The organism is Gluconobacter cerevisiae, assembly GCF_015244675.1.
Lineage (GTDB): Bacteria > Pseudomonadota > Alphaproteobacteria > Acetobacterales > Acetobacteraceae > Gluconobacter > Gluconobacter cerevisiae.
The window spans coordinates 157461-177608 of sequence record NZ_JABCQO010000003.1; the positions used below are offsets into that span (position 1 = coordinate 157461).

At 58.5% G+C, this 20148-nt stretch carries 17 protein-coding genes and 2 tRNA genes; 3 read left to right on the forward strand and 16 right to left on the reverse strand.

Annotated features, from left to right (window positions below; translation table 11 throughout):
* The 11 genes from HKD21_RS05540 to HKD21_RS05590 form a co-directional block, all read right to left on the reverse strand.
* Complete coding sequence (locus HKD21_RS05540; protein WP_194254609.1) at nucleotides 1–1659, reverse strand: ribonuclease J; 1659 nt, start codon at nucleotides 1657–1659, stop codon at nucleotides 1–3.
* Between the two features lie 40 nt (nucleotides 1660–1699).
* Complete coding sequence (locus HKD21_RS05545; protein WP_194254610.1) at nucleotides 1700–2512, reverse strand: type III pantothenate kinase; 813 nt, start codon at nucleotides 2510–2512, stop codon at nucleotides 1700–1702.
* 16 nt (nucleotides 2513–2528) lie between these two features.
* Nucleotides 2529–3260 (reverse strand): biotin--[acetyl-CoA-carboxylase] ligase, encoded by a 732-nt coding sequence (locus HKD21_RS05550; protein WP_194254611.1) that lies wholly within the window; start codon nucleotides 3258–3260, stop codon nucleotides 2529–2531.
* 19 nt (nucleotides 3261–3279) lie between these two features.
* Nucleotides 3280–3354, reverse strand: a tRNA-Val gene (locus HKD21_RS05555).
* 75 nt (nucleotides 3355–3429) lie between these two features.
* Complete coding sequence (locus HKD21_RS05560; RefSeq protein WP_011251684.1) at nucleotides 3430–3714, reverse strand: HU family DNA-binding protein; 285 nt, start codon at nucleotides 3712–3714, stop codon at nucleotides 3430–3432.
* A 141-nt stretch (nucleotides 3715–3855) separates the two neighbouring features.
* On the reverse strand, nucleotides 3856–6408 hold the full coding sequence (lon, locus tag HKD21_RS05565) for an endopeptidase La (protein WP_194254612.1): 2553 nt from the start codon (nucleotides 6406–6408) through the stop codon (nucleotides 3856–3858).
* 152 nt (nucleotides 6409–6560) lie between these two features.
* The gene (gene clpX, locus HKD21_RS05570; RefSeq protein ID WP_194254613.1) at nucleotides 6561–7826 is read right to left on the reverse strand and encodes an ATP-dependent Clp protease ATP-binding subunit ClpX; all 1266 of its coding nucleotides are present in this window, start codon (nucleotides 7824–7826) and stop codon (nucleotides 6561–6563) included.
* A 194-nt stretch (nucleotides 7827–8020) separates the two neighbouring features.
* Nucleotides 8021–8668: an ATP-dependent Clp protease proteolytic subunit gene (locus HKD21_RS05575; protein WP_062029672.1), complete on the reverse strand. Its 648-nt coding sequence runs from the start codon at nucleotides 8666–8668 to the stop codon at nucleotides 8021–8023.
* A 134-nt stretch (nucleotides 8669–8802) separates the two neighbouring features.
* Nucleotides 8803–10134 carry a trigger factor gene (gene tig, locus HKD21_RS05580; protein ID WP_194254614.1) on the reverse strand — a complete coding sequence of 444 codons (1332 nt, stop codon included), beginning with the start codon at nucleotides 10132–10134 and terminating at the stop codon, nucleotides 8803–8805.
* Between the two features lie 59 nt (nucleotides 10135–10193).
* Nucleotides 10194–10278: transfer RNA gene (locus HKD21_RS05585), tRNA-Leu, on the reverse strand.
* A 68-nt stretch (nucleotides 10279–10346) separates the two neighbouring features.
* Nucleotides 10347–11816: an NAD(P)H-hydrate dehydratase gene (locus HKD21_RS05590; RefSeq protein WP_194254615.1), complete on the reverse strand. Its 1470-nt coding sequence runs from the start codon at nucleotides 11814–11816 to the stop codon at nucleotides 10347–10349.
* A gap of 181 nt (nucleotides 11817–11997) precedes the next feature.
* Between HKD21_RS05590 and HKD21_RS05595 the strand changes: the two genes are divergently transcribed.
* The 3 genes from HKD21_RS05595 (at nucleotide 11998) to HKD21_RS05605 (ending at nucleotide 16267) form a co-directional block, all read left to right on the forward strand.
* The gene (locus tag HKD21_RS05595) at nucleotides 11998–12450 is read left to right on the forward strand and encodes a hypothetical protein (RefSeq protein WP_194254616.1); all 453 of its coding nucleotides are present in this window, start codon (nucleotides 11998–12000) and stop codon (nucleotides 12448–12450) included.
* 549 nt (nucleotides 12451–12999) lie between these two features.
* Nucleotides 13000–14949, forward strand: a complete 1950-nt coding sequence (locus HKD21_RS05600; protein WP_407646534.1) for a DEAD/DEAH box helicase — start codon at nucleotides 13000–13002, stop codon at nucleotides 14947–14949.
* Entirely contained in the window at nucleotides 14924–16267 is a 1344-nt protein-coding gene (locus HKD21_RS05605) for a class I SAM-dependent RNA methyltransferase (RefSeq protein ID WP_194254769.1), read from the forward strand. The genes HKD21_RS05600 and HKD21_RS05605 overlap by 26 nt, the downstream gene beginning before the upstream one ends.
* On the opposite strand, the gene HKD21_RS05610 is transcribed toward HKD21_RS05605, so the two are convergent.
* Genes HKD21_RS05610 through sufC form a run of 5 tightly spaced genes read right to left on the reverse strand, consistent with a single transcriptional unit; the run spans nucleotide 16212 to nucleotide 20148 of the window.
* Nucleotides 16212–16568, reverse strand: coding sequence for a HesB/IscA family protein (locus HKD21_RS05610; protein ID WP_194254617.1), 357 nt, complete (start codon nucleotides 16566–16568; stop codon nucleotides 16212–16214). The two genes, HKD21_RS05605 and HKD21_RS05610, sit on opposite strands and share 56 nt — an antisense overlap.
* A 16-nt stretch (nucleotides 16569–16584) precedes the next feature.
* Nucleotides 16585–16953: an SUF system Fe-S cluster assembly protein gene (locus HKD21_RS05615; protein WP_194254618.1), complete on the reverse strand. Its 369-nt coding sequence runs from the start codon at nucleotides 16951–16953 to the stop codon at nucleotides 16585–16587.
* A complete protein-coding gene (locus HKD21_RS05620) occupies nucleotides 16950–18191 on the reverse strand; it encodes a cysteine desulfurase (RefSeq protein ID WP_194254619.1) in 1242 nt (413 codons plus the stop codon). Before HKD21_RS05620 ends, HKD21_RS05615 begins: the two co-directional genes overlap by 4 nt.
* Nucleotides 18188–19381 (reverse strand): Fe-S cluster assembly protein SufD, encoded by a 1194-nt coding sequence (gene sufD, locus HKD21_RS05625; RefSeq protein ID WP_194254620.1) that lies wholly within the window; start codon nucleotides 19379–19381, stop codon nucleotides 18188–18190. The genes HKD21_RS05620 and sufD overlap by 4 nt, the downstream gene beginning before the upstream one ends.
* Nucleotides 19378–20148 carry a Fe-S cluster assembly ATPase SufC gene (sufC, locus tag HKD21_RS05630; protein WP_011251696.1) on the reverse strand — a complete coding sequence of 257 codons (771 nt, stop codon included), beginning with the start codon at nucleotides 20146–20148 and terminating at the stop codon, nucleotides 19378–19380. The genes sufD and sufC overlap by 4 nt, the downstream gene beginning before the upstream one ends.

The following is a 20148-nucleotide window of genomic DNA, read 5'->3' on the forward strand; positions in this document are numbered from 1 at the left end:
TCAGACGCGCAGCAGATGGACATCGACAAGCGGGCGCTTCTGAAGCTTCCGCCCCAGAGCACGGCGCAGGGCCGTTTTGGCCGCATCGCGGAAGGCTGCATCATCCTGACGCAGTTCATCCGGGATCTGGTCGATGGAGTCGGCAAATTCTTCCTGAATGCGGATGCTTTCCGGATCATCCGATTCCAGCAGGCCCGGCGCACTGATCTTCGGCTCACCAATGACATAACCTTCGTCATCGACGGCAAAACTGGCCAGCACGATGCCGTTGAACAGCATCTTGCGACGGGCTGCGAGAACACCACCCGTCATCGGCAGCAGACGACCGCCATCCAGTGCCAGACGGCCCGTCGGCGCCGTATCGACAACCTTCACCTCACCCGGAGACAGGTTGAGGATATCGCCATCTTCCAGCAGGATCGGCTCGGAACCCATTTCGTGCGCCAGTGCGGCATGGGCGGTCAGGTGACGCCATTCACCGTGGGTTGGGATGCTGTATTTCGGACGGACAATTCGATAGAGCGTGCGAATGTCTTCGCTGGTGGCATGGCCAGACGTATGAACCTTGGCGTCCTTATCTGTCAGAACCGTCACGCCACGGCGCGACAGATTGTCCTGCACAGCCATGACGGCCTGCTCGTTGCCCGGAATCATCCGCGAGCTGTAGATCACCGTATCGCCTTCGCCGAGGGCGATGTTCGGATGCGTGTCAGACGCAATTCGCGACAGGGCCGAGCGCGGCTCGCCCTGACTGCCCGTAATGATCATCAGCAGGCTGTCATCATCCACATCCCGCGCGTCCTGCTCGGTCAGGAACGGCGGCAGATCCTGAAAATAGCCGCACTCACGCGCAGCGGTCTCAAGGTTACGCAGCGAGCGCCCGACGATCATGACCACACGCCCCGAAGCCTGAGCGGCCTTGGCGATGCTCTCAACGCGCGCCACGTTACTGGCAAAACACGTCACGGCAATGCGGCCTTCCAGCCCCATGATCAGATCCGTCAGGCCCTTGCGGACGTCTGCTTCGGATTCAGACTTACCCGGCTTGAGCACGTTGGTGCTGTCACCGACCATAGCCAGAACGCCTTCGTCGCCCAGCTTGCCAAACGTCTCAAGGTCCGTCACCGGCCCGACCAGCGGGTTCTCGTCCAGCTTCCAGTCACCCGTATGCACGATCAGGCCGTGCGGTGTCCGCAGTGCCACGGCCTGAGCCTCGGCGACGGAATGCGTGACGGACACAAACTGAAGATCGAACGGTCCAACTTCAAAACGCGAAGCCGGACGGATAACGTGGATCTTCACCTGATTGTTCAGATGAGCTTCCTGCAACTTGCGCCGCAGAACCGCAGCAGCAAACGGCGTTGCATAAACCGGGCAGCGCAGATACGGCCACAGATGCGCCACCGCACCCAGATGATCTTCATGCGCATGGGTAATTACCAGACCGCACAGATCGCGCACACGATCAGCAATAAAGGTCGGGTCCGGCATCAGCACTTCGGCTTCGGGTGTGTCATTACCCGAAAATCCGATGCCGCAATCGATGGCAAGCCAGGTGTCGCGACCGTTCTTGGTGAGGCAGTAGAGATTGAAATTCATGCCGATCTCGCCCGTCCCGCCCAAGGGCAGGAAAGACAGACCGTCCGGTTTTTCCGTCATGATAGTTCCTTGCAGATACGATATAAAATTAAAACGAGAGTCATTGCCCGATGCCCTGTGGGCGCTCAGGGGAATAGGAAAGAGGCGGACCTGTATTGCGGTCCGCCAGAAGGCGCAGGCCATCCAGCGTCAGATCGGGCGCCAGCACGTCGAAAAGCGGCGTTCCCTCAGAGAACAGCGGGGCCAGACCACCTGTTGCAATCACAGTCGGTTTTGCGTCCATTTCATCGGAAATACGACGGATCAGTCCCTCGACCAGCCCGACATAGCCCCAGAACAGGCCGGAGCGCATCGCAACGCTCGTATTGCGACCGATTGCCGTTGTGGGGCGTCCGATGCTCATGCGCGGCAGGCGTGCCGCAGCACGATGTAATGCATCAATCGACAGGTTTACCCCCGGAGCAATTGCGCCCCCACAGAACTGGCCCGCCGTATTGACGACATCAAACGTTGTCGCAGTACCAAAATCGACAACGATCAGAGGAGTGCCATAAAATTCACGCCCCGCCAGACCGTTCAAACGCCGGTCCGCACCCAATTCGTTCGGGTTTTCAACAAGGACGTCGATGCCCCAGTCCAGCCTTGCATTGGCGACAAGGGGCACGACATCCAGCCATTCACGACAGAAACGGCGCAGTTCATATAGCGCCACGGGAACCACGGTACCGATAATGGCGCGACTGATCTTTTTCGCATCCAGACCCAACCGGTCGAAAAGAGTCAGAAGCCACGCCGCATATTCATCTGCCGTCCGTGCTTCGTTCGTCGAGATTCGCCATTGTCCGAGCCACGACTTTCCGTCGTGTACAGCGAACACGATGTTGGTGTTTCCAGCATCAATGACGAGAAGCACGTTGCGATCCGGTCCTTCAATCCAGCAGAATATCGCCGGTTACAACCGGAATGGTTTCACCGTTGGAAAGGGTCAGCAGCAGGCGTCCCTGCGCATCAAGCCCTGAAAATGAACCTGTAATATAGGTTTCACAACCCTGAACCGCAAGCCGCGACCCGACCGGATGTGCACGGGCCAACCACGCGCTCCGGATCGGTTCAAATCCCTGCTCTACCAAAATGTCGGTCCAGCGCTCAATCTGCGCGACCAGAATCTTACCAAACGCTTTCGCGGATGGCGCAGCAGTTATTTCGGAAAGTGCGGCAAGACGGCGGCCGGGGATCTCGGGAGCCTGCGTCAGATTGGCTCCGATTCCCACGACGACCCATGGCCTGCCCTGCGGCCCACCCGCCTCGATCAGTACACCAGCCATCTTGCAGCCATCCAGCAGCAGATCATTGGGCCATTTTACCATAAAAGGCGTCGGGCCCACAGTCGCAGGATAGAAATGCGTAGCGGTCTCGTACAAGGCTACCGCAGTGAGAAATGGAAGAGCCGTTATGAACGCAACAGGGTCAGCGGGACGAAGCAGAAGCGAAATCGCAAGATTTCCTCCTGGGTCAGTCCAGGTCCGTCCGCGAGTGCCGCGCCCTGATGTTTGGGAAAAAGCCTGAACGGCCAGATATTCAGGCTCGCCAGCCTCAGCTCTGATTTTGCACAGATCGGAAGTGGAGCCGAGCGTTTCATAGTATTCGAAACGCCAGTTCATGGCTGCATTGTATTCATGATGGTGGGCGATGACGGGATTGAACCGCCGACCCTCTCGGTGTAAACGAGACGCTCTACCGCTGAGCTAATCGCCCTCAGAATGTTTGTGAGGTCTATATACACGGTTTCGGATGGCGGTAAAGCCACCCGAAACCGTTTTGTAAGCTTTCTCAGCTCACGGCGTCCTTCAGACCCTTGCCCGGCTTGAAGCGGACAGAGGTGGATGCCGGAATGTCGATTTCTTCGCCCGTACGCGGGTTACGGCCCTTGGCGGCCTTACGCGTTGCGGTCACGAAGCTGCCGAAGCCGACGAGACGGACTTCCTGCTTCTTGGCAAGCGTCGCTTCGATCGTGCTGAACACCGCATCGACAACTTCGCTGGCCTTTGCCTTCGGAAGATCGGCTGCGTCTGCAACGGCGGCGATCAGTTCCTGCTTGTTGAGGGGCTTCTCCATGATGTGCCTTTCTGGTGTTAGAGCGCCTGAGCCGGGCTCAGATGAGTCCCTTCTGGCTCAGGCGCCTTGTTCGATCTGCGGCCGCACTATGAAGCGGATTTTTCCGGCGTCAACTGCCAGAATCGCAGAAGATCGTCCGTGTTAGTGGGGAAGTGCCTGCGGAGCCGCTTTATCCACCGTTATTTCACTGATGGGATCAACATTTTCATCCCATTCAATGGCTTCCGGCATACGAGTCAGCGCAATCTTGAGCACTTCATCCACGTGGCTCACGGGAATGATCTTGAGCGCGTGCCGGACATTATCCGGCACCTCCGCCAGATCCTTCTCGTTATCCTTGGGAATCAGGACCGTCTTGATCCCTGCCCGCAGGGCTGCCAGTAGCTTCTCCTTGAGCCCTCCGATCTCCAGAACCCGGCCCCGCAGAGTGATCTCGCCCGTCATGGCGACATCCCTGCGGATGGGGATCTGCGTCATGATGCTCACCAGAGACGTCGCCAGCGCAATACCGGCAGACGGACCGTCCTTGGGCGTTGCACCTTCAGGAAGATGGATATGGATGTCCCTCTTCTCAAACAGCGGCGGCCGGATCCCGAAATCCTGTGCCCGTGAGCGGACATAGGAGAGCGCAGCCGAGATGCTTTCCTGCATGACTTCGCCGAGCTTGCCGGTCTGCTTGACGTTCCCTTTGCCCGGAACCATCACGCTTTCGATCGTCAGGATCTCGCCACCAACCTGCGTCCAGGCCAGCCCCGTCACAACGCCAACCATATCCTCCGTCTCGGTCTCACCGTGACGGAAACGACGGACACCCGCATATTTCTCAAGGTTTTTCGGTGTGATCTCGACATGCTTGACGCCGGTCGTGATGATTTCCTTGACCGTCTTGCGGGCCAGCTTGGCAAGTTCGCGCTCAAGATTTCGCACACCGGCTTCCCGGGTATAGGCCCGTATCAGTTCACGGATCGTGTCATCCGTAACTGTCCACTCACCTGACTTGAGATTATGCGCCTCGGCCTGTTTACCCAGAAGATGACGACGCGCAATCTGCACTTTCTCATCTTCGGTATAACCGGAGAGGTTAATGATTTCCATGCGATCCAGCAGCGGCTGAGGCATGTTCAGACTGTTGGCCGTCGTGACGAACATCACGTCTGAAAGATCATAATCCACTTCGAGATAATGATCGGCAAACGTAGAATTCTGTTCCGGATCCAGCACTTCAAGCAGAGCCGAAGACGGATCACCGCGCCAGTCAGCCCCCAGCTTGTCGATCTCGTCGAGCAGGAACAGCGGATTGGAGGTCCGCGCCTTCTTCATGCCCTGAATGATCTTGCCTGGCATGGAGCCAATATAGGTCCGCCGATGACCACGGATCTCGGATTCATCACGAACGCCACCCAGTGACATGCGGATGTAGTTACGGCCGGTTGCTTTGGCGATGGAACGCGCCAGAGAGGTCTTGCCCACACCCGGGGGCCCGACAAGGCACAGGATCGGCCCTTTAAGCTTCTGCGAACGCGTCTGCACCGCCAGATATTCGAGAATACGTTCCTTGACCTTCTCCAGACCGTAATGCTCGGCTTCGAGCACGTCCTCGGCATGCTGGAACTCGCGCGTGATCTTCGAGCGCTTCTTCCAGGGAATGCCCAGCAGCCAGTCGAGATAGTTGCGGACCACCGTGCTCTCGGCTGACATCGGGCTCATGCCACGCAGCTTCTTCAGCTCGGCATGGGCTTTTTCTTTGGCTTCGCGGCTCAGACGGGTCTTGTTGATCTTTTCTTCAAGCTCGGAATTCTCGTCCTTACCGTCCTCGCCCTCGCCGAGCTCCTTCTGGATCGCCTTGAGCTGTTCGTTCAGGTAATATTCGCGCTGGGTTTTTTCCATCTGCCGCTTCACGCGGTTTCGGATGCGCTTCTCAACCTGAAGAACGCCAATTTCCGTTTCGATATGAGCGAACACCTGCTCCAGACGCCGTGCGGGAGACGCCGTTTCCAGAATGTCCTGCTTCTCGGAAATCTTGAGGTTCAGGTGGCTCGCAATTGTATCAGCCAGCTTGGAAATACCCTCGATCTGATTGATCGAGACCATGACTTCCGGCGGAATTTTCTTGTTGAGCTTGATGTACTGCTCAAACTGAGAAACCGTTGAACGGCTCAGCGCCTCGGTTTCGCTTCCCGGCGCCGCATCCACGCCTTCTTCGGGAATTTCTTCAATTTCAGCTTCGAAATGTCCGTCCACATCAAACAGACGCGTGATATGCACACGACGCGTCCCCTCGACCAGAACCTTGACGGTGCCGTCCGGCAGCTTCAGCAACTGCAGAATGGTCGAGACTGTACCGTAACGATAGATATCATCGACCGAAGGATCGTCCAGAGAGACATCCTTCTGCGCCACAAGCAGGATCTGCTTGCTCTCGCGTGTCACGGTTTCCAGCGCCTTTACCGACTTTTCACGCCCGACAAACAGCGGCACGATCATGTGGGGAAAGACCACGATATTACGCAATGGCAGAACGGCCATCACATCGTGACGCATAGGCTCCTGCTCGACTTCTACAACAGCAGGCGCTGCAGCCTTGCGTGGCTTACGAACAGCCTTCTTGGGCGCTGTTACGGGTGTTTCTGCAACAACCACGTCATCCGTCTTTTTTGTCCGGCGACGGGTTTTCGGCTTGGTATCGTCAGTCATTCATTTGATCTCCAGAGGGACGATCTTGCGATACCGACCTGCCTTGCAGCGTCAGTATCGCATCTCTTTCATGCCTGAGAGGCATGAATTGGGACAACCTCAGTCAGTTATGTCGAACCCCGAAGGCTCCGACACAAGAGCCTAAACCATTTTTACGCAGACTGTTCGGCAGGCTCCGACTTGCCTTTTCCATAGACATAGACCGGCTGTGCCTTGCTTTCAGCCACTTCGCGATTGATGACGACCTCTTCGACCCCTTCAAGGCCGGGAAGGTCGAACATCGTACCAAGCAGGATGTTTTCCAAGATCGAACGCAGGCCGCGCGCACCGGTTTTGCGCTCGATGGCGCGTTTGGCGATGGCAGCGAGTGCATCATCCGTAAAAGTCAGCTTGACGCCTTCCATTTCGAACAGACGGCCGTACTGCTTTACCAGAGCGTTTTTAGGCTTGCTCAGGATCTGGATCAGAGCGGATTCATCCAGATCATTCAGAGCAGCGATGACCGGCAAACGGCCAATAAATTCGGGGATAAGACCGAATTTCAGCAGATCTTCCGGCTCCACACTCTGAAGGATAGCTCCCAGACGACGCTCATCTTCGGAACGGACATCAGCTCCAAAGCCAATCCCCGAACCCTTGCCGCGGGCCGAAATGATCTTGTCCAGACCGGAGAAAGCTCCACCACAGATGAAGAGCATATTAGTCGTGTCGACCTGCAGGAACTCCTGCTGCGGATGCTTGCGGCCACCCTGCGGCGGCACGGAAGCAACCGTGCCCTCCATGAGCTTCAGAAGCGCCTGCTGAACACCTTCACCCGACACGTCACGCGTGATGGACGGGTTGTCGGACTTGCGAGAAATTTTGTCGATTTCGTCGATATAGACGATGCCACGCTGCGCCCTGTCCACATTGTAATCGGCGGACTGGAGCAGTTTGAGAATGATGTTTTCCACGTCCTCACCGACATAGCCGGCTTCGGTCAGGGTCGTGGCGTCGGCCATCGTGAAGGGAACATCAAGAATACGCGCCAGCGTCTGGGCGAGCAGAGTCTTGCCCGAACCCGTTGGACCAATCAGCAGGATGTTGGATTTCGCAATCTCAATATCGGTGCTCTTCGCGGCATGGGCGAGGCGCTTGTAGTGGTTGTGAACCGCCACGGAGAGCGCACGCTTGGCCTCGAACTGACCGATCACGTAATCGTCAAGAACCTTGCAGATTTCCTTGGGAGTCGGAACACCATCACGCGACTTCACGAGATGGGTCTTATGCTCCTCACGGATAATATCCATGCACAGCTCGACGCATTCATCACAGATGAAAACCGTGGGACCTGCAATCAGCTTGCGGACTTCGTGCTGGGATTTCCCACAGAACGAGCAATACAGGGTGTTCTTGGAATCGCCGGATTTGTTGCTCACTGCTGCTTCCTTTCCCTTACGCACGACATGGCCGCATTCACGCAGCAGACATGCGAAAGAACTTTAACTTTAGGCCGAGGTCAAAGCCTTCGGCAACCCCGGAGCCTGAAAGGCCCAAGACACGAAAAGCGGCATATCGGAATGCCGCTTTTCGGTTCCAAGAGGAGCATCGTGCTCCCCGTTCTGGAAATGCCTTAACTCGGGTCTGCTGTCGTCTCGTGCGGATTACGCTCGACGACCTTGTCGATCAGGCCGAACTCGCGGGCTTCATGCGCCGAGAGGTAGCTGTCACGTTCGAGCTTTTGCTCGATCTGCTCCAGTGTCTGACCGGTATGCTCGCGATAGATCTCGTTCAGTCGCTGACGGATGATGAGAATTTCGCGAGCCTGGATCTCGATATCCGAAGCCTGCCCCTGTGCACCGCCGGAGGGCTGATGGACCATCACGCGGGCATTCGGAAGGGCGTAACGGTGTCCCTTCTCCCCACCTGCGAGCAGCAGCGACCCCATGGACGCAGCCTGACCGATGCAGACTGTGCTGACCGGGCAGCGGATGTACTGCATGGTGTCATAAATCGCGAGGCCAGCGGACACGACGCCGCCCGGGCTGTTGATATAGAACGAGATTTCCTTGGTGGGATTAACGCTCTCAAGATAGAGAAGCTGCGCGCAGATCAGGGAGGAAACCTGATCGTAAACGGGTCCGGTCAGGAAAATGATGCGCTCCTGAAGGAGACGCGAAAAGATGTCGAAAGCGCGCTCTCCGCGGGCAGTCTGCTCGACCACCATCGGCACCAGAGAGTTGCTCAACACCTCGAGGGGATCACGATCCCGAATGGCCATGCTGTCTGTTCCTCAATGCCCGATAGGCTTTCTTCTACTCCCTAACATGGACCCGACATGGCGTTCCGTCAAAGGGAGCAGGCAGGAAAAAACGGGCACCCCGAAGAGTGCCCGCTGGTTCCCACGCCGAAAGATCAGAGTTCGGCGGGCGGGATTTCTGCCAGTTCTTCCGGCGTCACGTCCTTGTCGGTAACGTCGGCCAGCTCGATCAGGTAGTCGACGACCTTGTTTTCCAGAATCGGGCCACGGAGCCCTTCAACGGCCTGCGGGTTCTTGGAGAAGAACTCGAAAACCATCTGTTCCTGGCCCGGATAACGCTGGGCTTCCTGCTGCATCGCACCCAGAAGCTCTTCACGGGAGACCTGGATTTCCTGCTTGCGGCCGATTTCAGCCAGCAGCAGACCCAGCTTCACGCGACGCTCGGCAATGCGACGGTAGTCTGCCTTGAGGGTCTCTTCGTCCTTGCCAGCATCTTCTTCGTCCAGACGACCGGCCTTGCGGTCTTCTTCGACGCGGGCCCAGATCTGGTTGAACTCGGCGTCAACCATGCTGGACGGTGCTTCGAAGTCCGTCTTCTCGGACAGGGCATCCAGAAGATCACGCTTGATGCGCAGACGCGAGAGCTGCTGGTATTCGCCTTCAGCCTGCTCGGTGATGATCTTGCGGATCTGCTCGAGGTTCTCGAAACCGATCGTCTTGGCAAGCTCGTCGTCGATGGCCGGATCAACGGCCTTCTTCAGGGACTTCGCCTTGATGTCGAAAGTCACGGCCTTGCCGGCCAGTTCTTCGGCCTGATAGTCGGCGGGGAACGTCACGTTGATGACGCGCTCTTCGCCAGCCTTCATGCCTTCCATCTGCTCGGCAAAGCCGGGGATGAAGCCTTCGCCACCGATTTCGACATTTACGTCGTCAGCCGTGCCGCCGTCGAACGGCGTGCCGTCCAGCTTGCCCACAAAGTCAACGCAGACCACATCGCCCTGAACGGCTGCGCGGTCTTCTTCGATCGTCTCGAACTTGCGGCTGCGACGAGCAACGTCGTTCAGGGCCTTCTCAACGGTCTCTTCGCTGACCTTGGCGCCAAGGCGCGTCAGCTTCAGGCCGGACAGGTCGGGAACTTCGATTTCCGGGAGAACTTCGGTCTCAACCTTGAATTCGAGATCCTTGCCGTCTTCGATGGCGGAGACCACTTCGACCTTCGGCTGCATCGCCGGACGGACGTTCTGCTCTGCGAACAGCTTGGTCGTGGCGTCGTTGATCACTTCTTCCAGCAGTTCCGCATTCACGGAATCGCTGTAACGCTGTTTGACGAGGGAGGCTGGCACCTTGCCCGGACGGAAACCGGGCAGCTTGATCGTCTTGGCGACTTCAGCGAGTCGTGCATCGCGACGGGCCTGCAGGTCAGCAGACGGGACAACGACGGTGAAGGCGCGCTTAAGTCCTTCGTTGAGCGTGGGCGTAACCTGCATGAGCCAGGCGATCCTCTCGGTCGGTAGGTTGGTCAAATCTCTTTCTCGGGAAGCCGGGTTGGTGCGGGCGGAGGGACTTGAACCCCCACGACTTGCGCCACCAGAACCTAAATCTGGCGTGTCTACCAATTTCACCACGCCCGCAGCGCTCGGCTTCCTGGCTCGTGTTACCGAACCTCGGAAGCGCGGCCTTTAGCGCATGAAACGCGACTTCACAACAGGGAGTGGATCGCCTTTTTGCGTCCAGCCTCCTGCGCAAGGCGCGTGGCGGTCGCACGGGCCGCGCCAAGAGGCAGGTCCAGATCTTCTACCACAGGCCAGCCGCCATGAGCTTTTCCGGCCTCGATCCCCGCCTCTCCATGCAACCAGACGCCCGCACAACAACCTTCCCAGACGTCCATTCCCGCCGCCAGCAATGCAGCGATCACACCTGTCAGCGTATCTCCCGATCCCGCGGTCGCAAGAGCAGAAGAGGCATGATTATTAATGGCAATTCGTCCGTCAGAGGCCGCTATAATGGTATCCGGCCCCTTCATGACGACGACGGCATTGAGGCGTTTTGCGGCAGTACGCGCAGCCTCAATGCGATTTCCTTCGACAGGGCCGAACAGTTTGCGGAACTCCCTGATATGAGGCGTGACGGCTGCCACCCCCTCCAGACGGGACAGATCCTCCGCTCCCCACGCCAATGCTCCGGCATCGGCGATCACCGTACGACCGGATTTCAGAAGTTGCGGCAGGGTTGCTGCGACTTCATCTTCGGTCAGACCGGGTCCGCAGATCCACACTTTGCGCCGGACATCTTCCAGCAGTTCAGAAAGGGGATCGGCGTCCACAACCAGACCGGGATCGCCGAGTCGATAAGCCGGCGCGCCCTCGCCCGCCGAAATTCGAACCAGCCCCGCGCCGCTTCGTCGAGCCGCCGCTGCCGCAAGACGGGTCGCGCCCGGCATCTCAACTCCACCACACAGGCTGACGACCCCGCGACGATATTTGTAATCTCCCTCACCCGAGACGGGCAGGCTCCACAAACCGGGCTTGTTATGCTGCACGGTCGGTTGAATTCCCTCCCAAGCACGCTCAGGCATGCCGATATCGGCACAGATCACCTCGCCACACAGTCCAGCGCCCGGTTGCAGGACATGGCCGGGACGCGGACGGACGAAAGTCACGGTGAGGAGACAATTACGCGCCCGACCAAGAATTTCGCCCGACGCCCCCGAAACTCCGCTTGGCATATCGATCGCCACGACCTGACAAGCGGCAGCCAGCACGGAAGCGATCTCGTCCGAAACGGGTCGTTTCAGCCCGGAACCGAAGACTGCATCCACCACCAGATCCGCCCGCCCCATTTCTTCAACGGAAAACGGAACCGTCAGTCCCGTCCATTGCGCAGCCATTTCCGCTGCCGGTGTTCCTGCCTTCGGACTGGAGAGCACAGCCACACGGACCGACCAGCCCTGACGCGCAAGATGGCGCGCAACGACATAACCATCGCCGCCATTATTTCCCGGACCGCAGGCCACAGTGACACGACAGGGCGAAAATCGGCTCTGGATCACGCGGGCAACAGCCCACCCGGCGTTTTCCATCAAAAGCGTGGAGGGCAGAATGGCTGCTGCCGCCCGGTCCATCCGGTCGCTCTCGTCAGGGAGAAGAAGTGCAAAAGGATGTCGGGACATATCGGGGCAATCTCCTGCCGGATTCATGATGCAAAGCGCGATCTGCTTTTGCGTTACCCGGTTCACGATGGCACTTGTGCAATCACTCTGGCGCAAAGAGGGCTGCGTCGGGTATTCAAGGGAAACGCATTTCGGGAATGATCTTTCCCTCTCTTTCAATTTTCAACCCTGACGAGAACCAATGACAGGATCGATCATCTGGAGCCTCGTGCTCGCAATTCATGTGCTGTGCATGACTTACTGGGTTGGCGGGTCAATCTATTCGACGCTGGTCGTCCGCTCCACGGTCGGACTGCTTGATCCCGGACCGCGCAATTCAGTTCTGCTTCAGGGCTATACGCGCTTTTTCCGCGGATTATATCAAGTGGTGCCGTTTTCGCTGCTGAGCGGCTGGGGACTGGTTTTTCATGAAGGTGGATTTGGTGCCGTGGCCTGGCCCGTCAATGCGATGCAGCTCCTGGGGCTGATCATGGCAGTGGTTTTCATCATGACCGTTCAGGGGCCATTCCGTCGGGCACGCCGGGCCATGCGCCCCCAGGCCGCCCTGTTTGACACACTGCGCAGCCGCACCGCGATCATGGCGGGACTGGGTGTTCTGACCATCCTTGTCGCAGCAATGGCACGCGGCATCTGAAATCGTATGCGATACGGCGCTTTTGGGGCCGTATCGCTTGCCATTTCTGCCATTTATCGATAACGCACCAGTTATAGCTGCGGGTCCCTGCCCCGCCCTCAACTCCGGCCCGCACCTGTTGGGGTGCGCACCGTCAACGAGAGTCTCGAGAGTCATTTGAGCGCGAAAACGACCTCCGGTCCTTCCAAATCCCGTACGACTGCCACCCCAAAACGTGGCCGCCCTTCCGCTTCGCGCAGTGCCGCAGCCGAGGTTTCCCCGACTATTGCCGATGAAGGCGACACGTCTGCGACACCGGAAGCCCCTGCTGCCAAGGCTCCGCGAGCGCGGCGCTCGAAGACCGTAGCTTCCGCAACCCCGGATAAGACGGACGCAGCGAAACCCGCTACGCGCCGCTCCCGCAAGGTGACGCCTCCGATTGCCGAGACAGCCACCGAAAACGAAGCGTCTGTTGCCAAACCTGCCGTACGTGGCAGGAAGACTGTTGCGGAGCCGAAAATAGCCAGCGAAACATCACCCGCTCCCATCCGTCGACGTTCCCCGAAAGTGGTGGATGAAACGGTAGCTGAAGCCACTCCAAAACGCCGCGGTCGTCCGCGCAAGGTCGTTGCTGTCGAACAGCCGGAACTGGAAGTCGCTTCGGAAGAGACATCGAAGCCTGTCGAAGCTCCGCGCCGCCGCGGACGTCCCCGCAAAACGGACGCAGTTGCCACGGAAGCCACCGTCGAAAAGCCTGTTGCAGAAAAGGCAGAAAAAAAAGCACGTCCGGCCCGTCGCAAGGCTTCTGCTCCGGCAGAAGACGTCGTCGCGCCCGTCGCCGAAGAAACCCCTGAGGCAACAGCCGAACCGACCAAGAACGAAAAGGCTCCGGCTCGTCGCCGCCGTGCCAAGATTGTTGCTGCGGACCCCACAGTCATCGCAGAGGACGAGGCGGTCATGCCTGCCGTCGCTGAGGCTGTCGTGATTGCCGAGGATGCTTCCGACAAGCCCCGCTTTGCTGATCTGGGCCTTGACGAACCAATCATGCGGGCCATCCAGGAACTGGGTTACGAGCACCCTACCCCGATTCAGGCGCAGGCCATTCCCGAAATCCTGAAAGGCCATGATGTTCTGGGCGTGGCCCAGACCGGAACCGGCAAGACCGCTTCTTTCACGCTGCCAATGCTTCAGAAGCTCTCCGGATCGCGTGCCCGCGCCCGGATGCCGCGTTCGCTGATCCTTGAGCCCACACGTGAACTGGCTTTGCAGGTCGCGGAGAATTTCAAGCTCTACGGCAAACATCTGCGCCTGACGCATGCGCTGCTGATCGGCGGTGAAAGCATGGCCGAACAGCGCGACGTTCTGAATCGCGGCGTTGACGTGCTGATCGCAACGCCGGGACGTCTGCTTGATCTGTTCGGACGGGGCGGCCTGCTTCTCACGCAGACCAGTACCCTCGTCATCGACGAAGCCGACCGCATGCTGGATATGGGCTTTATTCCCGATATCGAGAAAATCGTCGGGCTGCTGCCGCCCCATCGCCAGACACTGTTCTTCTCGGCCACAATGGCTCCGGAAATCCGTCGTCTCGCCGATGCATTCCTCCGTCATCCGGTTGAAATCACGGTTTCGCGCCAGTCTTCCGTTGCCACGACCATCGAAGAAGCTCTGGTGATCGTGCCTGAGGACGAGAAGCGCCGCACCCTCAAGAAACTGCTACGACGCGAAAACGTCCAGAGCGCGATTGTATTCTGCAACCGCAAGCGCGATGTGGACATGATCCAGCAGTACCTGACCAAGCACGGTATAGAAGCCGGACATCTGCACGGAGATCTGGCGCAGTCGCTTCGGTTCTCGACTCTGGAACGTTTTCGTTCTGGGGAACTGAAATTCCTGGTCTGCTCTGATGTGGCAGCACGCGGTATCGACATCGGCGGCCTGTCACATGTCTTCAACTACGACCTGCCGTTCAATGCCGAAGACTACGTTCACCGGATCGGACGCACTGGACGGGCTGGCAAGGAAGGCCATGCCTTCAGTCTGGCATCGCCGCGCGATCGCAGACTCCTTGAGGCGATTGAGACCCTGACGGGTAAGGTCATTGCACGCCCTGCTCTCGAAGGCATCACAACTGTCGACTGGACTCCGGAAGACGGCGAACGCCGTCCGACGGAGGCCGCTCCTGCGCCTCAGGATACCTCCGAGGACAGCGAGCACCGCGCGCGCAAGCGTCGTCGGGGTGGTCGCAAGCGTAACCGTGGCGACCGTGAAGAAAACGAGAGCGTTCAGCAGGCAACTCCCGTTGCCGTCCAGCCTTCCGTCTCCGTAATCGAGGCTCCTGTGAGCCATCGTTCGGTTGAGCTGGCGCCCGCCTTCGAAAACGATGGCCCGAAAACCGGATTTGGTGGAGATACACCCGCCTTCATGCTGGTTCCGCGCCGTCGGAAAATCACGGTGTCCGGTGACACCGATCTCGCTGCACCTGTTCAGCATGATGGACGCCATTACGGTAATGAATGAAACCTTGACCGGAGTTGCAGAACTCCGGATTGAAGGACTGGGTGCAGCAGGCGATGGCGTTGCGCATCTTGATGGCCAGAGCGTCTTTATTCCGGGCACGCTGCCCGGGGAAGACGTTCAGGTCCGCCTTGCTTCCGGTCATCCTGAACTGATTGATATCGTTCACTCATCCCCTGAGCGTGTAACGCCGCCCTGCGACCTGTTTGGGGAGTGTGGCGGCTGTGCATTACAGCATCTTTCCCTGCCAGCTCTGCTGGAATGGAAATCGCAGCGCGTCCTTCATGCCCTGACGGCCGCAGGTTTCACCGATCTGCCACCTGCACAGATGTTCCAAACGGTGCCTGAAACACGGCGGCGGATGGATTTTGCTGTTCAGCGCGTGCCGGGCGGCGTGATTATCGGGCTGCACCGTCGCAATGGCGACCCTGTGGACATGACGGAATGTCACGTCCTGCACCCTGCAATTTTCGAGCTTCTGACACCACTACGTGATGTTCTGGGCAGTTTGGGAGCCCTGACGAGTCGTGGAAGCCTGATGGTCAACCTGCTCGACAGCGGGCCAGATCTGACGCTTCAGACCCCTGCTCCACTAACCAGCGCGGACCGCATCAAGCTGGCGGCTTTTGCGCGCGAACATCATCTGTCTCGCATCTCCTGGCAGGACCCGAAAGATCAGGGAATCGAGACCGTCGCGCATTCGGGAGCGGTGCGGGAAGAGTTTGGCGGGGTAGTCGTTTCACCACCACCTTCCGCATTCCTTCAAGCAACGGCCGATGCCGAAAAAGCCATTGTCACGGCGGTTCTAGATGGCCTCCCATCGTTGAACAAAAAGGATGTGACGGTCGAACTGTTTGCCGGTTGTGGCACACTCACCTTCCCCATGTCGGAGAAGGGGCGCGTCATGGCTTATGAGGGTAATCTGGCGGCAGCAAACTGCCTCAAAGCGGCGGCTGGTGGCCGACGCGTGGATGGTTTTCATCGGGATCTGGGGCGCCAGCCGCTTCTGCCGCATGATCTGAAATCAACACGGGCGGTTGTGCTCGATCCGCCTTATGGCGGTGCGGGCGCACAGACTGTGCCTCTGGCAAAATCTGCCGTGCCGGACATCGTTTATGTGAGCTGCAACCCCGTCGCGCTGGAAAAAGACGGCAGAGCGCTTTGGAACGCAGGATTTTCAGTTGTTGGCCTGACGATCGTGGACCAGTTCCTATGGTCCACGGAAGTCGAAGCTGTCGTCGTGCTTTCGCGGGATGCGAAGCGGATCAAACGTGAAAGCTCTCGCCGCAGCCGCAACGACCCTTCTCGTTCGGATTCCTGAACGTAAAACCGGATTCTAGGTCCTTGACCTCGTAATCCATGACAGTGCCGGTCAGGAACAGGGTGGCCTTGCGGTCCACCAAAAGGGTCACGCCCTGATCCTCGACCCTCTCATCCGCAGGCTGTGGTTCTGTGACGAAATTCATTTCGTAAGACAGACCCGAGCATCCACGCGTTCCTACGCTGATCCGCAGAAGGTGTCCCTGATGAGAGCCTTCATAAAGAGCTTTTAGACGCTTGGCAGCCTGATCAGAAACGCTCATGAGCGCAGGCAGCGGACGGCGCGTTGCAACATCGGACATGATGGTTTTCCCCGGATCAGAACATGTTAAGGGCAAGGCGGGCATCATCGCTCATACGGCTCATGTCCCACGGCGGATCCCAGACGATTTCGATCGTCGCCTGACTCACGCCCGGCACATGAGAGACGGCATCACGCACCATCTCGGGCAGTTCCTGCGCGCTGGGGCAATTGGGCGCCGTCAGCGTCATCTCCATATGGACGCGGCCGTCGTCGTGCAGGTCGATCGCGTAGATCAGGCCGAGTTCATAGACATTCACCGGAATTTCCGGGTCATAAACCGTGGCGATGGCGGCGATGACCGCGTCCTGATCAGGCGCAGTTCCAGTGGTCGGAACGCAGGCTGTATCTTCGGTGGTGGGGATATCGGTCATGGCTTCACTCATGTGAGCATCATCCGGGCCCGTTCAAGGCCCTCGATAAACGTGTCGATTTCATCGGTCGTGGTATAAATGCCAAAGCTGGCGCGCGCTGTTGCCTGAACACCCAGACGTCGAACCAGCGGCTCCGCACAATGCTGTCCAGCACGAATGGCAATCCCAAGCTGGTCGAGCAATGTCGCAAGATCATGCGGGTGTGCACCATCCATAATGAAGGAAATCACGCCACCGCGCTCCGCAGGTTCACCCAGAACATGCAGACTGTTGATTCCACGCATTTTTCCCAATGCGTAGCGGGTGAGTTCCGCTTCATGACGGGAGATGGCCTCATAGCCGATCTCTTCCACGAAACGGACGGCAGCCCCCAGACCAATCGTTTCCAGAATGGCCGGTGTTCCGGCTTCGAACTTGTGCGGAACATGCGCCCATGTCGCGCGCTCGAACGAGACGTTCTCGATCATGTCACCGCCGCCCATGAACGGCGGCATAGCGTCCAGAAGCTCCATCTTGCCCCAAAGCACACCGATGCCTGTGGGACCATAGAGCTTGTGCCCGGTGAAGGTGAAGAAATCCGCGTCAAGCTCCTGCACATCAATCCTGCGATGCACGACGGACTGCGATCCATCCAGCAGGATACGCGCGCCATAAGCGTGGGCAATTTCCGTCAACTTGCGGGCCGGGGTAATCGTTCCAAGCACATTGGACATATGCGTGACGGCCACAAGCGTCACCTTGCCATCCGACAGCAGCGCTTCATAGGCGTCCAGATCAATGTCGCCAGCATCGTTGATGGGAGCGACACGCAGATCAATTCCCACCCGGTCCCGCAGCATGAGCCAAGGCACGATATTGGCGTGGTGTTCCAGTTCGGAAATCAGAACCGCCTGCCCTGGTTTCAGCAGACTGCCGAAACTGTGAGCCACCAGATTGATGGCCTCGGTGCTGTTGCGGGTGAAGACGATTTCGCGATGATCGGGCGCATTAAGAAGGCGGGCGACGTCATGACGGGCGCGCTCATAGGCTTCCGTCGTGCGCTCGCTCATCCAGTGCAGACCGCGATGGATATTGGCATATTGATGATACGCCGCATCCCGCATGGCCTCGATCACGACATCGGGCTTCTGGGACGAGGCCGCGCTGTCGAGAAAAACCAGCGGGCGGCCATAAACGGTTTCGTTCAGGATCGGAAAATGAGCGCGGATTTCAGCCGTCGTTTTGCGGGACGGGACGCTGCTGCCGGTCATGACGCCATGCTCCGCACCAGCAGATCACGCAGGGCCTCATCGGCGACGAGATCCAGTGCGTCGATCAGGAACGCCCGCACGAGAATATCGCGCGCCTGCGCTTCGGGAACGCCGCGGGAGCGCAGATAGAAAAGCTGTTCGTCATCAAGAGCGCCTACAGTCGCGCCGTGGCTGCATTTGACGTCATCGGCATAGATTTCCAGCTCGGGCTTGCTGTTGATCTGCGCCTTTTCGGACAGAAGCAGCGCCTGATTCATCTGGTAGCCATCAGTTTTCTGGGCCACACGATCCACGAGGATCTTGCCCTGAAATACACCCTGCCCGGCGTCGGACAGAACCGTCTTGACGGTCTGGCGGGAACTGCCGTCTGGCGCAGCATGATGGATCATGGAGGTCAAGTCGTTCAGCCGCTGACCGTCTACGATCTGCACACCATTTACATGCACCATGGCATGCGGCGCTTTCAGCGTGACGACGGCTTCGTGCCGGGCGAGGTTTCCACCCTGATTCAGGGTGAAACTGTCATACTCGCCCTTCTCCGACACGTCGGCGGACACGATCGCAAGATGCGTACCGCTCAGACTCTCGCGCTGCAATTTAATGTGACGCAGCGTGGCACCTTTGCCCACGACGATATCGAAGCGCGGATTGGCGATATACCGCCCTTCGCCTGCATTGACATCGTACAGTGTGAGTGATGCGCCATCTTCCAGCACGATACGATGCTGAAGATGCGTCGAAACAGTATCGCCGCTAGACAGACTGATGAGGGTCAGTAGTTCTGCGTCCGTTCCTGCCGGAATGTGAAGATCGAGCCCCTGTTCGCCCAGCGCCATATTCAACGTCGCGGAAAAGACGCCTTTGAGCGGGGAAATAGGGCCCGGAGCCTGCTGGTCAACGTCCAGAGGAGCAGACAGCCCCTCTAACAACCTGCCATTGCCATAAACCATGCGCGCGCCGCTTTCTGGTAACGGCAAATCGTTCAGGAGTGCATTGACGGTTTCAGACGCCAGAGGAGCAGCCTGTGTCCATGCCGTGTCCGCGATAGACCGCAGCGGCGTATAGCGCCATGCTTCGACGCGACGTGTCGGCAGGCCGACTTCGGCAAGAGCGGCCCCGCGTCCAGAGGCGCGCTGGATAAACGCCTCCAGAGCCGGGGTATCCTGCGCCACGATTGGCTGTACGCTCACGCTGCCGCCTCGAGAAACTGGGTATAGCCCTGCTTTTCAAGCGTCTTGGCGATATCAGGGCCGCCGCTATGGATGATACGGCCATGCGCCATGACATGCACACGATCCGGCACGATATAGTCGAGCAGACGCTGATGATGCGTGATGACCAAAGCGGAAAAATCCGGGCTACGCAGAGAGTTCACACCTTCTGCCACGATGCGCAGGGCATCAATGTCCAGGCCGCTATCCGTTTCGTCGAGGATGGCAAAGGACGGCTGGAGCAGACGCATCTGGAGCACTTCGTTGCGCTTCTTCTCACCACCCGAGAAGCCGACATTGACCGCACGCTTGAGCATGTCGTCGGACATGGACAGATGCTTGGTCTCGGCACGGACAGCTTTGAGAAAGGCCACGGCATCCAGTTCAGCTTCACCACGCGCCCGGCGAACCGCATTCACAGCAGTCCGCAGGAAATTCGCGTTGTTCACACCCGGCAGTTCGACGGGCGACTGAAATGCCAGAAACAGACCCAGAGCAGCCCGTTCTTCGGGTTCAAGAGCAAGAAGATCCTGTCCCTTGAACGTGGCAGACCCACCCGTCACTTCGTAGTCGTCACGACCGGCAAGTACATAAGACAGCGTGGATTTACCCGAGCCGTTCGGTCCCATGATGGCATGGACTTCACCCTTGGGGACTTCGAGATCGAGCCCCTTGAGGATATCCTTGGGCGTGCCGTCGGCGTCGATGCGGGCCTGAAGACCCTGAATTTTCAGAAAATCGCTCAT

Bases quoted from the DNA above. Each gene is read 5' to 3' on its own strand.
- HKD21_RS05540 (WP_194254609.1), bottom strand. From the start codon at position 1,659: ATGACGGAAAAACCGGACGGTCTGTCTTTCCTGCCCTTGGGCGGGACG.
- HKD21_RS05550 (WP_194254611.1), bottom strand. From the start codon at position 3,260: ATGAACTGGCGTTTCGAATACTATGAAACGCTCGGCTCCACTTCCGAT.
- HKD21_RS05560 (WP_011251684.1), bottom strand. From the start codon at position 3,714: ATGGAGAAGCCCCTCAACAAGCAGGAACTGATCGCCGCCGTTGCAGAC.
- lon (WP_194254612.1), bottom strand. From the start codon at position 6,408: ATGACTGACGATACCAAGCCGAAAACCCGTCGCCGGACAAAAAAGACG.
- HKD21_RS05575 (WP_062029672.1), bottom strand. From the start codon at position 8,668: ATGGCCATTCGGGATCGTGATCCCCTCGAGGTGTTGAGCAACTCTCTG.
- tig (WP_194254614.1), bottom strand. From the start codon at position 10,134: ATGCAGGTTACGCCCACGCTCAACGAAGGACTTAAGCGCGCCTTCACC.
- HKD21_RS05590 (WP_194254615.1), bottom strand. From the start codon at position 11,816: ATGTCCCGACATCCTTTTGCACTTCTTCTCCCTGACGAGAGCGACCGG.
- HKD21_RS05595 (WP_194254616.1), top strand. From the start codon at position 11,998: ATGACAGGATCGATCATCTGGAGCCTCGTGCTCGCAATTCATGTGCTG.
- HKD21_RS05605 (WP_194254769.1), top strand. From the start codon at position 14,924: ATGGACGCCATTACGGTAATGAATGAAACCTTGACCGGAGTTGCAGAA.
- HKD21_RS05610 (WP_194254617.1), bottom strand. From the start codon at position 16,568: ATGTCCGATGTTGCAACGCGCCGTCCGCTGCCTGCGCTCATGAGCGTT.
- HKD21_RS05615 (WP_194254618.1), bottom strand. From the start codon at position 16,953: ATGAGTGAAGCCATGACCGATATCCCCACCACCGAAGATACAGCCTGC.
- HKD21_RS05620 (WP_194254619.1), bottom strand. From the start codon at position 18,191: ATGACCGGCAGCAGCGTCCCGTCCCGCAAAACGACGGCTGAAATCCGC.
- sufC (WP_011251696.1), bottom strand. From the start codon at position 20,148: ATGAGCGATTTTCTGAAAATTCAGGGTCTTCAGGCCCGCATCGACGCC.